Origin of the sequence: Loktanella sp. F6476L (assembly GCF_023015725.1) — a bacterium.
Lineage (GTDB): Bacteria > Pseudomonadota > Alphaproteobacteria > Rhodobacterales > Rhodobacteraceae > Yoonia.
Map to the genome: position 1 here is coordinate 112,174 of NZ_JALKAR010000003.1, position 13,812 is coordinate 125,985.

Genomic DNA, 13,812 nt, shown 5'->3' on the forward strand with positions numbered 1-13,812 from the left:
TCAGGCTGGCTTTACAGCGACAACCGCTGACGTGATGAAAGGACGCTTCGCACGGGGGATTTGGACATCGGTGAAACCTGCATCGGATAGTAACCCTGCGATTTCGGCAGACGACCGCGCGCGTCCTGTACGCATCGCCATGCAATACAGTGCGAAATAGGCGTCTCCGGCCTTTTCCGGCTGTGCCCCGCCCGTCATCGGTTCAGAAATCAGGACCCGTCCGGCTGCCGGCAACGCCGCAAAAACCACACGTAAGAGCCGCCGAACTGTGTCGTCGTCGTGATCGTAAAGCACCCGCACCAGACTGATCATGTCAGCATCATCGGGCAAAGGATCGTCGCGAAATGACCCCGAAACGATGCGCGTGCGACCGGTCAAACCAAGCTTTTCGAATCGATCCTGCGCAAAAGGCGCAACGGCAGGCAGGTCAAACAGCGTCAGGTTCACATCGCCATAGCGCGCGCCGACAGCAGACAAAAACGCACCCGTTCCACCGCCAACATCCATCAAACGGCGCACCCCGTGAAGCGGGACAACATCCAATGTGTCGGCGGCGACCAACGACTGGCTATCAGCCATCAATTCCGAATAGCGCGCGGTGACTGACGCATCCGTCGCGCCATCTGCGCCGAACACGTAAGGCCAAAAAGCGGCTAGTTCTGTTTCGGTTTCACCGCGAAAAAATGCAACTGGATCAGATAAATCACGGTAAAGGACATCATGATGGGCGATCATCCCTTGTAGACCAGGCACCCCAGCAAGCGCTGCCCCCCTGCTCGTCAAACCGATCAAGCCGTCGCGTCGTACCTTGACCAGCTTTAGCGCAGCAGCGCCGTTGATTAGGACAATCATCCGTTCAATCGGAACGTTGCAAGCACATGCCAGCGCATCGGCTGGCATTGGTTGTTCAAGCAGCAAATCAGGCAATTGAAATTTTACGACGGCCTGCAAAATCTGCGCATGACAAAACCCCGCGACGATATCAAACATCGCCTCGCCTTCGCGCCGCACCAACCGTCGCGTCGGCGGGAAACGCGCCGCCCATGTCTGGAATTTCGGGTTCGCCAGAAGACGCAACCAGCGGCTGGTCTTAGGTCCGCTCTGCGTGGTTAACTTATCGGCTGGAAATGCGGTGTCCGCCATTATTCGCCCGCAACACGCGGCCGTCGTGCATCTGCAGGAACCAAGCGATCCGCATAAGCGCGCACCATTTGAGCCAAGGCGGCTTCCCCCGGACAAGCGGGAATAGACGAAATTGCCCCGCCCAAAATGTTATCGAACCGTTGGATCGCACCCTGCACACCATAAACAGCAACAGCATTTGGACGCCCATGCAGATCATCCTGACCTGCGGGTTTGCCCAACGTTGCTTCGTCACACAAGGCGTCCCGCAAATCGTCGGCGACCTGAAACGCCTCGCCGATACGCGCACCCAATTCTTCCCAGGGTGCCGGTTCTTGTCCAGCGGCCACCGCCCCCATCTGCGTCGCCGCGATGAACAATGCACCTGTTTTCGCTTGGTGATAGGCGGAAAGGTCAATCGTCGCTTCGCTTTCCCATCCCTGCCCCGCACAAATCCCAAAGGGCATTCCCGTTCGGGTGCCCAAGATATCAATCAGGCCCAAGGTACGCTGTGGCATATCACCTGCAGCGCGGGCCAAAATCTGAAACCCCATGACAATCAAACTATCGCCCGCCAAAACCGCCAGCGGTTCGGAAAACGCTTTGTGCAGTGCAGGTTTACCGCGCCGCATGTCCGCATCATCGAAGCAAGGCAGATCGTCGTGCACGAGGCTGGCGCAATGAATAAGTTCAAGCGCCACGCCAGCGGCATTTGTCAACGCGGGCCTGTCGTCACCACAGGCCAATGCAACCGACGTCAAGATCGTCGGTCGAATGCGCGCACCACCCGGCGTGACCGCATAGTTCAGCGCAGCGGACAATTTGGCTGGCGCGACCCCGCCCTGCCCCGACCGAATAGCGTCTGCCATCGTCGCGTCGATCCGTTCCGCTATCTTCATGATATCCTCGTGTGTCACTTACGCATGACAGCGTATATGTAAACTAAACTGGACATATTGCCGCAACGAGTCAACACTCTGGACAGGAGCAGTCATGAAAACACCATCGGTCATCATCATAGGCGCGGGCATCGGCGGGTTAGCCGCAGCGCTGCGGTTGTCGCACGCGGGCTATGAGGTGACGGTGTTGGAAGCCCACAGCGGACCGGGCGGGAAAATGCGGACGGTGCCCTCTGCTGCGGGGCCGATTGATGCGGGTCCAACCGTGTTGACGATGAAACATGTGTTCGAAGATCTGTTCGCGGATGTGGGCGAAACACTAGGCGACCACATCACGTTACAACCACTTGATACCTTGGCGCGCCACTATTGGGACGACGGTCAAACGCTTGACCTGATGGCAGATATCGACGCGTCAGCCGAGGAGATCAAACAAGCCTTCGGCATCCGCGCCCGCGCAGAATTTCTGACCTTTTCAGACCGCGCGAAACGTCTGTTTTCGGCTTTTGACGCACCGATGATGCAGCATCCATCGCCGCAGTCGATTACTCTTGCGAAATGCGTCTTGCGACAACCGAAACTGGTGGCTGACATGGCCCCGCACCAGTCGTTGCATACATTGCTGCGCAACTCTTTCAGCGATCCGAAATTGGTGCAGCTCTTTGGCCGGTACGCCACATATGTCGGCGGATCACCGTTTCAGTCGCCAGCCATTCTTTCGCTGATCTGGCATGCGGAAGCCGCAGGGGTTTGGTCGGTCAAGGGTGGCATGCACCAGATCCCGCAGACAATCGCGGCCCTAGCAGAGACGAAAGGCGCGACGTTTCATTACGACACACCAGCATTGCGGATCAGCCAACAAGGCGGGCGGGTCGCTGGCGTCGAGACCCCTACAGGGCGCATCTGTGCTGACGCTGTCATTTTCAACGGCGACCCCCACGCTTTGCAAACGGGCCTGCTGGGCGACGCAATCACGTCAGCCGTGCCAGAAGTGTCCGTCGCACCAAGGAGCCTGTCGGCACATGTTCATACCTTTGCCGCGACCCCGAAAGGCATACCTTTAGAGCATCACACGGTGTTTTTCGCGCAGAAAGAACGCGCCGAATTTGAAGCCCTATCCGCCGGACGCACACCTGATGATGCGACCCTTTATCTGTGTTCGCAGGACCACCCCGAAACAGGTCCGGGCCGCTTTGAGATTATTCGCAACGCACCACCCGATCTGTCGCAATCGCCAAAGGAGATCGCAGAATGTCACGCGCAGACTTTCCAAAGGTTAAAGGCATTTGGCCTCACGTTCGATCACGCGCCGCCAGTGAACGCGCTGACCACGCCACAAGACTTTGCAACGCTGTTTCCCGGCAGTCTGGGGTCCCTTTACGGGCGGTCCCCACATGGGATGATGGCAGCTTTCAAACGTCCGACGGCACGCACCCGGATCAAGGGGCTGTACCTGTGCGGCGGCGGGGCACATCCGGGGGCGGGGGTGCCGATGGCGACGCTCTCAGGGCGCCACGTGGCAGACGCGATCATGACCGACCTTACTTTGACCTTGCGGTTCCGCCAGACGGCTATGCATGGTGGTATGTCGACGGCATAAGCGCGTGCGGGACAAAGGCCGTTTCCGTCATCGGCTTTATCGGGTCGGTTTTTTCGCCGTGGTACAAATGGTCAGGGCGGCGTGACCCTGCGAACCACTGCTGCATCAACGTTGCGACCTATGGCAAGGGTGGGCGTTTCACCATGACGGACAGGGGGCGCGACGCGCTGCGCACGTCCGCTGACACGCTGCAAGTTGGCCCATCAGAGATGCACTGGGATGGTGAAAAGCTGATCATTTCGATCAACGAGATCAGCAGCTTACCGCTTGTGTCACGCGTGCGAGGGACAATCACTGTGACACCCAAAGCGATCACATCTGTGGAATTGGCGCTGACCGAAGATGGCGCACATATCTGGCGGCCATTTGCGCCGGATAGCGACATATCAGTGGCGCTGGAAGCGGAGGGGTGGAAATGGGACGGGCACGGGTATTTCGATGCGAACTTCGGGATACGTGCGCTTGAAACAGACTTTTCATTTTGGACATGGGGACGGTATCCGACTGCTGTCGGTGCGACCTGTATCTATGATGCCCAACGGCGCGATGGCACTGTCATTGATACCGCAATTGCATTTGACCAAACGGGCGCTGCGCAGTTGATTGGCGCACCGCCAGCGGTGCCATTCAAACGGTCACTTTGGCAGGTCAAACGCACGACGCGGGCCGACGTCGGCGTCGTGCCTAAACAAGTGCTGCCGATGCTAGATGCGCCATTCTATTCGCGGTCTGCAGTTCAAACCCAAATCAATGGCGAAGTCGTCACCGGCGTGCATGAAGCATTGGATTTGGACCGTTTCAGATCGCCGTTCCTGAAACCGATGCTGGCCTGTCGTGTTCCGCGTCGGGCGGGTTGGGCGTGGTGAAACCTTCCCCGCGGGAAAGACGCCCGTTGCGGTTACAATGTGTTAACGCCCGAGGGACTGTATGCGGACCGAAATCTAGTTTGCTTCGAGAACGATGATGTCGCCGCCTGCCGCCTGCGCGTCTTCGGCATCATGGGTGACCATCAAGATCGGCAGCGCCCGTGCCTTGGCCCGCGCGAACACCATCTCGCGGACCTGCGCGCGCAACGCAGTATCGAGCCGAGAGAACGGTTCATCAAGCAACAGCGCACAGGGTTCGGACAGCAGCATGCGCATCAATGCCACCCGTGCTTTTTGTCCACCTGAAAGCGTCGCGGGATCGCGATCTGCGAAACCGTCTAGGCCTACTTCTTGCAGCGCTTCATCCACCTTTGCGTTGCGCGCTGATTTGCTGCCGCCGGGCGGCAATCCGAACGACAAGTTCGCCCCGACAGAAAGATGTGGGAACAGCAAATCGTCTTGGAACAAAATACCGACGCGCCGCAGATGCGGTGGCGTTGCGGTGATGTCTTTGCCGTTCAAAATGACCGCTCCGGTTGATTTGAAATCAGACGCTAACGTACCAGTCACGAAAGCAAGCAACGTCGATTTCCCGACGCCAGAAGGCCCCATGATCGTCAAAACTTCGCCTGGTGCGATGTGCCGCGACACACCGACCAAGGGTTTGTTGTCCTTGTGGATCTGCACGTCCGATAGCGTCAAACCTTTATCCATGTCGTAATCCTTTTCGGTTCCGCCAGACCAATGTCGGGATCAGAAGCGCCAGAGCAAAAGGTACCAGTGCCGCACCTGTTTGCATCAATCCGTATGCCCCGATTGCGCGCCGATCGCCGCCTGATGCAAGCGCCAGTGCTTCAGTCGTGAGTGTTGCGACACGTCCGCCGCCGATCAGCAATGTTGCCAGATATTGCCCCACAGACACCGCGATCCCGACGGCCATCGCCGTCAATATCGGACGCAAAAGCATCGGTAATCTGATCCGCCACAGAATACGGTCCGGACTGCTTCCCAATGCTGCTGCGATGGTGTCAATGCGTGGATCCCACGCGCGGAATGGATCAGCTAACGATAAGAAAACGTAGGGCAAAACAAAAATTAGGTGTGCCGCGATGACCGGCCAACGCCCGACGCTGGCCCCCACATTGAGGAACAATGTTTGTAGACCCGGCAGGAAGGCGATTTGCGGAATGAGGAGCGGTAGATACAACAGCCATGTGCCGATTTTACCGAACTTGAGATTGTAACGGCATTCGGCCTCAAGACAGCCAATGGTCAGCGTGATGGCGATAAAGGTCGTCGTGATCGCAATGATCGCCGTTTCGATCAAGGCGTCGGTTGTCCCCGGTCCATGTCGCATCCATGAACGCAACGTGAAGGAATCGGGAAGCGCGTTTGGGAAGCTCCATTGTGCGGCGAACGACCATGTTGCGAGGATCGTAATGCCGAGTAGGATCATGAGGGCGGATGTCGTGCCTAGCACCATCGCGATGCCGCTGATCACGCGGTCTGCGCGACCGCGACCGCCCGCTGCGATCCAACGCCTGCCCAGTGCCGCTACCACCTTTTCACCGCACCACCAAAAGGCGAGCACACCGATGACAATACCAAGTTGCACAAGCGCTGCCGCGGCGGCCTGTAGACGCATGGCAAGGTCGGGATCCGACATCCATTTGACGATTTGGACGGATAGCGTGGGCGGCGTATTCGGCCCCAAGATCACCGCGACATCCACGACCGACATTGCGTAGGCCAACACGACGTAGATCGGTAATTTGATTTGGGCATAGACCCTTGGAAACACCGTTTTCAGCCATCCGGTCATGCGGCTGTACCCTAAGGCTTGTGCGATGGTCACGGACCGCGCGGCGTCAGCTTGGCCCAGCGCCGCGAGGGTCATGAGCAACAGGAATGGCACCTCTTTGGTGATCATGCCGAGCGTCAGGGCCAGTCCCCATTCGTCTTGTACGATCAACAGGTCGGGTGGGCGGTCCCAGCCTGTTAGCCAAGGCGAAAACAGACGCGCGATCCATCCTGATGGCGCAATGATAAACGCGAGACCGAAGGCCGCTGCCGCATGTGGGACAGAAAGCAGCGGTGACAGCAGACGTTCGAGCGCGCGGAAGGCGGGTGTGCCGGACCAACCTGCGGTGATGAGCATGACAATCAGCAACGATATCGCGGTTGCCAGCAGACCTGTCGTCACCGATAGCCGTGCGGCGTCTGCCAAGCCCGGCCAATCGAATAACGCGCGGAACGCATTCAGGTTTGGGCCCGTTTCACCTGCCGCTGGCAAGTGTCCGAATGCCGGTAAAACAGTTCCGTACAGACCCGCCAAAACCGGCCCAAGCATCGCCAATAGCGTCAGCGCGGGCAGGATTGGTAGAAAACGGCGGGACTTCATTTATGTAGCCCCGCCAATAGCTTATTGCGCAACGCCGTAGCGGCCTGCCCAGTCGTCTGCGATGCGTGTCATCCAGCTTGGGTGTGGTTCTGCGACAGCCGTACCAAGTTCGGCAGGCGACAGTGTCGCAACGCCTAGTTCAATCGCGTCGAACAACGCACGGTCATCTGCGCCCAGCGCATCCATGTTCAGAACGGTGCCGTAGCCAAGCAGATCAGGATTTTGCGCGCGCGCCTGTGCCTCTGGTGACATGATGAAGTTAGCCACAACCATGGACGCGGCTTTAGACCCTGAATTGTAAGGGATCGCGACGAAGGATGCGTTGCCGATTGTCCCTTTTTCCAAGACGAATGTCCGCACCGTGTCGGGCAATTCGAAGTTCGCGATTGCAGCAGATGCCGCCCCCGGAGAGAACGAAATCGACAGATCAATTTCGCCATCTGCGATCATCGGGAACATCGCGGTGCCTGTTGGCGGATATGCCCGTCCTTCGCGCCACAAATTTGGCGTCAGTTCATCAAGATACGCCCAAAGCGGTGCGGTGACGTCATCGTAGGTTTCATCCGTTGCTGCGACTTGCAGGACAGACGGGTCAGGCAGGATATCAACCAGAACCTGCTTGAGGAATGTCGTGCCAAGGAAATCAGGTGGCTGTGGGTACGTGAAACGACCGGGGTTTGCTTTGGTCCATTCCAGAATGTCGTTCATGGACGCCAAAGGTGCGTCAATGTCTGCCGTGTCGTAGTCGAATACCACCTGCGCCATCGCCCACGGGCTTTCGTAACCATCTGTTGGCACTGTGAAATCTGTCTGGACAGTCTTACCGTCGACATCGACCAAAGCCCAATTCGGAAGTTGTTCTGCGTATGGGCCGAACAGCAGGTCCGCGTCTTTCATAGCCGCGAAGTTTGCGCCGTTAATCCAGATCATGTCGACCGCACCGTCGTCGTCTTCGCCCGCCTGCTTTTCAGAAAGGACGCGGGTCACGGCGTCGGCCGTATCCGTCAATTTGACATGTTCGAGCGTGACGCCGTAATCCTCGGACACGCGTTCACCGACCCATGCGATGAAATCGTTGGTGTTGGTCGATCCCCCCCACGCGTTCCAATAAACGGTTTGCCCATCAGCTTCGGCAATGACCGCATCCCAATCAGCGGGATCAACGTCAGCGTAGGCCGCGAAGGGCGTCAAAGCTGCAAGAACGGCAAGGTATTTCATAGTTTAGTCCTCATGGTGAGTGGTCGTTGTCGAAAAGGTCCGGTGGGCCCCATAGATGCGCAGGATTCCAGTTGCAAAGCAAGCTGTCCCAAAGAGGTAGGCCATTGGCACGAACCATGCAGGCAGCAGGCAAAGGAGCACGAAGAAGACAATCGTTTCCGTGCCTTCCAGAATGCCATTGGAGTAATAGAGCGATTTTTCGCCCTGCGCCCGTGTCGTCATGTCATGCTTTTCCGCGAGGATCGCGAAGCCAAGGAAGGACGTTCCGTTGAAGTAGAACGACGTCAGCAGAAACGCACCGGCCAGCCCGTTTGATTGGGGGTCCATCACGACAAATGCCAGCGGGATCATCCCGTAGAACAGAAAATCTGCAGCAATATCAAGGTATCCGCCGAAGTCCGTTTTCTGTGTCGCACGTGCGACCGCGCCGTCCAACCCGTCAGCAATCCGACTGATCAAAAGCGGCACCACCGCAAGACCCGGTAGGCCGCAGCAGATCATCAGGGCCGCAATCAGACCGATCCCGAGACCTGCAAGCGTCACACCATTTGCAGTCGCACCGCGCGCGGCAAGCGACCGCCCGAAGGCGTTCAGTGGTGGATCAATTAATGTGCGAACGCGGCCATCTATCATGCCGCTGTTCTGACCTATCCCCCCTATCCGCGCAACTGAACTGACGGAATTGTGAGACAACTGTTAGTGGCGGGTCATGCCGTATCGGCAATCCGCGGTCGCCCTTGCGCCGTAACCTTGATGGTTGCCTCAAGGAACATGGGCTGCCCTTCGATGGTGGCCTCTTTGATGTCTCGACTGATGGTGAACCTGATGTCTTCGACACCGGCGGCTTTTGCTTTGTCGGTCGCGGTCGATTTTAGCTGTGCTTCAAGTGCTGTCATCGCAGCGGTTTGGTCCGTGAAGCTTTGCCCCAGTGTCGCAAAATGTTCTGCCCCGTTGCTGGTGACCGTGCCCGTTTCATGCATCGCGACCTGCCCCACGACAGCGCCGATGGCGTTCGCCACGCCTGCGTGTTCCGGCAGGATCATGCGCGTGTTCAACCGATCGCCGACCGCCCCGTAATAGGACGACGCCGACGCACCAAGCCCGATGACGGGCACGCCTAGCTTCACGGTCGTCTCGATAACCCCGCGATGTTGATCGAGCCCAGCTTTGGTCAACGCGTGCATGCTTAGGTCAGCGGGGTCCATGTCCCAATCGCGGTGGTCCTCGGCAAAAGCCGCCTCGAGCAGGCAATCGACAGTTTGCGCTGTCAGTTGATCGACAATCATCTGCGCCAAGTGCTGCGCGTCAGGTGCGATTCGGTCACCGCTGCCGCTGCGTTTGCGCGCAAACAGGGTCAGCGCCTTTTCGGCGGCGTCTGCATCCCACGTCGCGACGCGCCCAAGGACGTGCGCCGCGTCAGACGGCGTCACCCCAGCCAGCATCACAAGACCGCGCCCCACAAGGCGCATCAACGCGGGGCTTTCCATCCGCGTCGTCACGGCCTCTCCGAAACGGACAGGTCCTTGCCGCAGCCGTTCTGCAACGATGGTTTCGCGCGGGTCTAATCCTCGCGGGAACGTCTCCCAGAGCGGGATCACAATCTGACCACCGTCGACCGCCGGACGGTCCACACTTAACGCCTGATCAAGCGCGAGGTGCGCAATGTCGGGGTAATGGGTGGCGGCAAGTGCGACAGGCATCAAACGACGCGGCCCAAGCCGTAATCCTGCTTGCAACCCTTCGACGACATGGACTTCGCTGTCGCCGCCCAAGCCGCTTGTGCGCATCGCGACCGCTTCGACCATTGTGCGAAACGGACCGACGCGCGCGCCCTGCGGGTCAATTTGCGGGCGCCCGTCGCGCAACAGGCAAACATCTGTCGTCGTCCCACCGATATCACTAACCAAAGCGTTCTGTTCGCCCGTGAGCCATGCAGCCCCCGCGATCGACGCAGCTGGTCCACTTAGGATCGTTTCAATCGGCTTTTCGCGGGCCACGTCGGCAGACACCAACGCCCCGTCGCCCCGCACAACCATCAGCCGCGCATTGATCCCGCGTCCGGCCATGTGCGTTTCGCAAGCCGTGATTAACCCATCGATCATCCCGATGAGGCGGGCGTTCAGCAAAGCGGTCAGGGCACGTTTCGGTCCACCCAGCGCTTGGGACAGTTCATGCGAACAGGTCACAGGCAGACCCGTTGCGCGGCGAAGGGTGTCACGCGCGATAATTTCATGTTCGGGATTGCGGGTGGCAAAACTGGCAGCAACAGCAAATCCGGTTAACCCATCAGGTAAATCCGCGATGGCAGCCGCGACATCATCCTCGGTCAAGTCATGCAGCGGCGCACCGGCGTGGGAATGCCCACCCGCCAAAAACACAACTGGATCACCGCGCAACGCGTCATTCAGACCAGCGCGGTTCAGTTCGGCCTCTTCAAAACCGATCAGAATCAGCGCAACCCGTCCACCTTGCCCTTCAACCAGCGCATTCGTGGCAAGTGTCGTGGACAGCGACACCATAGCGATATCCGCCGGATCAATGGTATCCAACACCGCATCCATCGCGGCCCCAACACCCAAGGACAAGTCTGGGCGCGTGGTCAGTGATTTCGCTGTGGCGACAACTGCATCTGCAGCTTCATCAAGAATGACAGCATCGGTGTAGGTGCCACCCGTATCTATGCCCAAAAGATATGCCATGTGCTCTCCTTTGCGCCAGATATGCCGCAATCGCAAAGGCTTGCCAGTCTAAATGCGACACACGTTTCTTTTGGCCCAAAATATCCCCGCCGGAGGCTCCTGCACAAACAAAAAAGCGCCCCGGTCCGAAGACCGAGGCGCATTATTTCAACGAAAACCTGCTTACTTCAGCGCTTCGTCCGTGATCGCATGTGTCCATGCGCCTTCCGGAGCCGCAGAAATCACCGGATCAGACCCGCCTGCCAGTAGCGTCGCCACTGTGCGTTCGTAGTCCGCCGGATCAAGCGTGCCGTCGGAACCCGCTGTCAGTTTCGCGATTTCGCCCATCATGCGCACCTGCGCTGCCTCAGTTTGCGCACCGGTTTCGTCGTTATCCAAAACGATGCCAGCTGCTTCCTCAGGGTTGGCTTCCGCGTATTTCCAGCCTTCCATAGACGCACGTACAAAGCGGACCATTTTGTCGACGAACACTGGATCTTCAAGGTTCTCTTCCAGCACGTAAATACCGTCTTCCAACGTCGCCACGCCTTGTTCTTCGTACTTGAAGGTCACCAGTTCATCAGGGTTCACGCCTGCGTCGAGCACCTGACCATATTCGTTGTAGGTCATAGTCGAGATACAATCAGCTTCGCGGTTCAACAGCGGATCAACGTTGAAACCTTGCTTCAGAACCGTCACGCCGTCTTCGCCGCCATCAGTTGAAATGCCTTCTTGGGACATCCATGACAGGAACGGATATTCGTTGCCGAAGAACCAAACGCCGATTGTTTTGCCTTTGAAATCCGCGACGGTTTCGATGCCGGTGTCTTTCCAGCAGGTCAGCATCAGGCCGGATGTTTTGAACGGCTGCGCGATGTTCACAACGGGCAGACCCTTTTCACGTGCCGCCAGCGCAGACGGCATCCAGTTCAGCATCGCGTCAGCGCCGCCACCTGCCAGAACCTGTGGCGGTGCGATGTCTGGGCCACCGGCCAGAACAGTCACATCAAGGCCTTCTTCTTCGTAGAAACCCTTGTCCAAAGCGACATAGTAGCCCGCGAACTGCGCTTGCGTGACCCACTGCAATTGCAACGTGACTTCGTTTGCCTCGTCAGCGATTGCAGTCGTACCCATGCCAGCTGCCAATGCAGCCGCGATCATAATCTTGTTCATGTTTCTCTCCTTGTTCAAAAATGCGCGCCATTTTGGCGTCGTTTTTATCGTCGTCTTATCGTTGAGACGGGTGCCAAAACGTCACCCGCTTTTCGATCAAAGTCATCGCGCCATAAAACGCACTACCCGCAAGGGCTGCGATGACAATCTCTGCCCAGACCATGTCCAGCGCAAGCTGACCAAAGCTGGTTGATATCCGGAAACCCATGCCCACCGTGGGAGAGCCAAAAAATTCAGCAACAATGGCCCCGATCAGCGCCAAAGTGGTCGCAATCTTAAGCCCGTTAAAGATAAACGGCATCGCCGCAGGCAGGCGCAGTTTGAACAGCGTCGGCCAATAGCCTGCCCCATATGTTCGCATCAGGTCGCGTTGCATCGCGCTTGTGTCTTTCAGCCCCGCGACGGTGTTCACGAGGATCGGGAAAAAGACCATCACGGCCACAACTGCGGCTTTGGATTCCCAATCGCTGCCCAACCATTTCACGAAAATCGGCGCGGTGCCGACGATCGGTAAAGCGGCCATAAAGCCACCGACAGGCAGAATGCCGCGCGTTAGGAAATCGGACCTGTCGGCCAAGATGGCCACACCAAACGCCGCGAGCCCCCCGAAGATATATCCGGTCATCGCCCCTTTGATGATCGTCTGTTGGAAATCTGCCCAAAGCCGCGGTCCTTCGACCATCAACCGCGCACCAATGGATGATGGTGCAGGCAGAATCACAGGGTTCACGTCGAACCCGCGCACCAGCAGTTCCCAGACGATCACAACAGTGATCCCGAAAATCGCGGGGATCAGTACCTTCACAATCGGGTTTTCGGATTGCGGCCCATTGGCCAATTTCACATTCAACCACCATCCGGCGGCCCAAATCAGGATTGCATAAAGAACGATCATGTCGCGGCCATCCCCATCCGTTTCAGCGTGATCCGTTCGATGAGGCTGAATAGTCCGACGAGCGCCGCTGCCGTCAATGCAGCCGCAAATAGCGCGGCCCAAGACACCAACGGTTGCCCGTATTGATCGCCTACCAACATGCGCGCGCCGAAACCTGCTTTGGCGCCTGTCGGCAATTCCGCCACGATGGTCCCGACAAGAGATGCCGAAATGCCGATCTTGAGCGATGCGAACAGATAGGGCGCAGAGGCTGGCAAACGCAGTGCCCAGAACCCTTGTGATTTCGAAGCGTTATATGTGCGCAGCAGATCGAGCTGCATCCCGTCAGGGCTACGTAATCCTTTGACCATGCCGACCACGACCGGAAAGAACGACAGGTAGGCCGCGATGATCGATTTCGGGAAAAGCCCCTGAATGCCCATTGATCCAAGGACGACAATAATCATTGGGGCAAGCGCCAAAATCGGGATGGTCTGACTGACAATCGCCCACGGCATCACCGATTTATCCATCACCCGGCTGTAAACGATCCCCACGGCCAGCAGAATACCCAGCCCCGTTCCGATCAAAAACCCGAGCAGAGTAGGCGCGAGCGTCACCCAGCCGTGGTAGACCAGACTGCGTTTCGACGTGATTTTCTTGTCGATGATCGTGTCGTACATCTCGCCCGCCACCTGATGCGGTGACGGCAGACGGGGGCGCACGAAGGTGTAGGTCAGCGGGATCAGATGCGTGTTGCGCAGTGCCAGCCCCGCACCCGAATAATCCTGCCGCGCAGCAGGTGTGTCAGGCGTGACGACCAGTTCGTCGCGTTGCGCCTGATCTGCCACCAGATGCATATTCATCGGCGGCACACAGACGACCCAGAACAACAGGATCGCGCCGACAACAGTCACAATTGGGAGGATTGATTTCATATCATGTACCACCGTCGCCAAAGAACGATGGCGCTTGCAACGC

Annotated in this window: 12 protein-coding genes; 2 read left to right on the top strand and 10 right to left on the bottom strand. The window is 58.0% G+C overall.

From position 1 onward, the window contains the following. Both MWU61_RS08380 and MWU61_RS08385 read right to left on the bottom strand, forming a co-directional pair. Nucleotides 1–1,143 (bottom strand): methyltransferase, encoded by a 1,143-nt coding sequence (locus MWU61_RS08380; RefSeq protein WP_247127861.1) that lies wholly within the window; start codon nucleotides 1,141–1,143, stop codon nucleotides 1–3. Then, on the bottom strand, nucleotides 1,143–2,021 hold the full coding sequence (locus tag MWU61_RS08385) for a polyprenyl synthetase family protein (protein ID WP_247127862.1): 879 nt from the start codon (nucleotides 2,019–2,021) through the stop codon (nucleotides 1,143–1,145). The genes MWU61_RS08380 and MWU61_RS08385 overlap by 1 nt, the downstream gene beginning before the upstream one ends. Nucleotides 2,022–2,115: 94 nt before the next feature. Here MWU61_RS08385 and crtD point away from each other — a divergent pair, with 94 nt between their 5' ends. Continuing rightward, on the top strand, nucleotides 2,116–3,621 hold the full coding sequence (crtD, locus tag MWU61_RS08390; protein WP_247127863.1) for a 1-hydroxycarotenoid 3,4-desaturase CrtD: 1,506 nt from the start codon (nucleotides 2,116–2,118) through the stop codon (nucleotides 3,619–3,621). Beyond that, nucleotides 3,618–4,487 (top strand): carotenoid 1,2-hydratase, encoded by an 870-nt coding sequence (gene crtC, locus MWU61_RS08395; protein ID WP_247128124.1) that lies wholly within the window; start codon nucleotides 3,618–3,620, stop codon nucleotides 4,485–4,487. Before crtD ends, crtC begins: the two co-directional genes overlap by 4 nt. A gap of 75 nt (nucleotides 4,488–4,562) precedes the next feature. On the opposite strand, the gene MWU61_RS08400 is transcribed toward crtC, so the two are convergent. The 8 genes from MWU61_RS08400 to MWU61_RS08435 form a co-directional block, all read right to left on the bottom strand. Further along, on the bottom strand, nucleotides 4,563–5,201 hold the full coding sequence (locus MWU61_RS08400) for an ATP-binding cassette domain-containing protein (protein ID WP_247127864.1): 639 nt from the start codon (nucleotides 5,199–5,201) through the stop codon (nucleotides 4,563–4,565). Next, the gene (locus MWU61_RS08405) at nucleotides 5,194–6,888 is read right to left on the bottom strand and encodes an ABC transporter permease subunit (protein WP_247127865.1); all 1,695 of its coding nucleotides are present in this window, start codon (nucleotides 6,886–6,888) and stop codon (nucleotides 5,194–5,196) included. The genes MWU61_RS08400 and MWU61_RS08405 overlap by 8 nt, the downstream gene beginning before the upstream one ends. A gap of 21 nt (nucleotides 6,889–6,909) precedes the next feature. Then, on the bottom strand, nucleotides 6,910–8,106 hold the full coding sequence (locus tag MWU61_RS08410; protein ID WP_247127866.1) for an ABC transporter substrate-binding protein: 1,197 nt from the start codon (nucleotides 8,104–8,106) through the stop codon (nucleotides 6,910–6,912). Nucleotides 8,107–8,109: 3 nt separating this feature from the next. Next, nucleotides 8,110–8,739, bottom strand: coding sequence for a CDP-alcohol phosphatidyltransferase family protein (locus MWU61_RS08415; protein ID WP_247127867.1), 630 nt, complete (start codon nucleotides 8,737–8,739; stop codon nucleotides 8,110–8,112). Nucleotides 8,740–8,813: 74 nt separating this feature from the next. Beyond that, nucleotides 8,814–10,805 (bottom strand): hydantoinase/oxoprolinase family protein, encoded by a 1,992-nt coding sequence (locus MWU61_RS08420; RefSeq protein WP_247127868.1) that lies wholly within the window; start codon nucleotides 10,803–10,805, stop codon nucleotides 8,814–8,816. Nucleotides 10,806–10,967: 162 nt separating this feature from the next. Next, nucleotides 10,968–11,957, bottom strand: a complete 990-nt coding sequence (locus tag MWU61_RS08425; RefSeq protein WP_247127869.1) for an ABC transporter substrate-binding protein — start codon at nucleotides 11,955–11,957, stop codon at nucleotides 10,968–10,970. 55 nt (nucleotides 11,958–12,012) lie between these two features. Continuing rightward, nucleotides 12,013–12,852: an ABC transporter permease gene (locus MWU61_RS08430; RefSeq protein WP_247127870.1), complete on the bottom strand. Its 840-nt coding sequence runs from the start codon at nucleotides 12,850–12,852 to the stop codon at nucleotides 12,013–12,015. Beyond that, nucleotides 12,849–13,769 carry an ABC transporter permease gene (locus tag MWU61_RS08435; protein WP_247127871.1) on the bottom strand — a complete coding sequence of 307 codons (921 nt, stop codon included), beginning with the start codon at nucleotides 13,767–13,769 and terminating at the stop codon, nucleotides 12,849–12,851. Before MWU61_RS08435 ends, MWU61_RS08430 begins: the two co-directional genes overlap by 4 nt. Between the last annotated feature and the right edge of the window lie 43 nt (nucleotides 13,770–13,812).

Bases quoted from the DNA above. Each gene is read 5' to 3' on its own strand.
- MWU61_RS08380 (WP_247127861.1), bottom strand. From the start codon at position 1,143: ATGGCGGACACCGCATTTCCAGCCGATAAGTTAACCACGCAGAGCGGA.
- MWU61_RS08385 (WP_247127862.1), bottom strand. From the start codon at position 2,021: ATGAAGATAGCGGAACGGATCGACGCGACGATGGCAGACGCTATTCGG.
- crtD (WP_247127863.1), top strand. From the start codon at position 2,116: ATGAAAACACCATCGGTCATCATCATAGGCGCGGGCATCGGCGGGTTA.
- MWU61_RS08400 (WP_247127864.1), bottom strand. From the start codon at position 5,201: ATGGATAAAGGTTTGACGCTATCGGACGTGCAGATCCACAAGGACAAC.
- MWU61_RS08405 (WP_247127865.1), bottom strand. From the start codon at position 6,888: ATGAAGTCCCGCCGTTTTCTACCAATCCTGCCCGCGCTGACGCTATTG.
- MWU61_RS08410 (WP_247127866.1), bottom strand. From the start codon at position 8,106: ATGAAATACCTTGCCGTTCTTGCAGCTTTGACGCCCTTCGCGGCCTAC.
- MWU61_RS08415 (WP_247127867.1), bottom strand. From the start codon at position 8,739: ATGATAGATGGCCGCGTTCGCACATTAATTGATCCACCACTGAACGCC.
- MWU61_RS08420 (WP_247127868.1), bottom strand. From the start codon at position 10,805: ATGGCATATCTTTTGGGCATAGATACGGGTGGCACCTACACCGATGCT.
- MWU61_RS08425 (WP_247127869.1), bottom strand. From the start codon at position 11,957: ATGAACAAGATTATGATCGCGGCTGCATTGGCAGCTGGCATGGGTACG.
- MWU61_RS08430 (WP_247127870.1), bottom strand. From the start codon at position 12,852: ATGATCGTTCTTTATGCAATCCTGATTTGGGCCGCCGGATGGTGGTTG.
- MWU61_RS08435 (WP_247127871.1), bottom strand. From the start codon at position 13,769: ATGAAATCAATCCTCCCAATTGTGACTGTTGTCGGCGCGATCCTGTTG.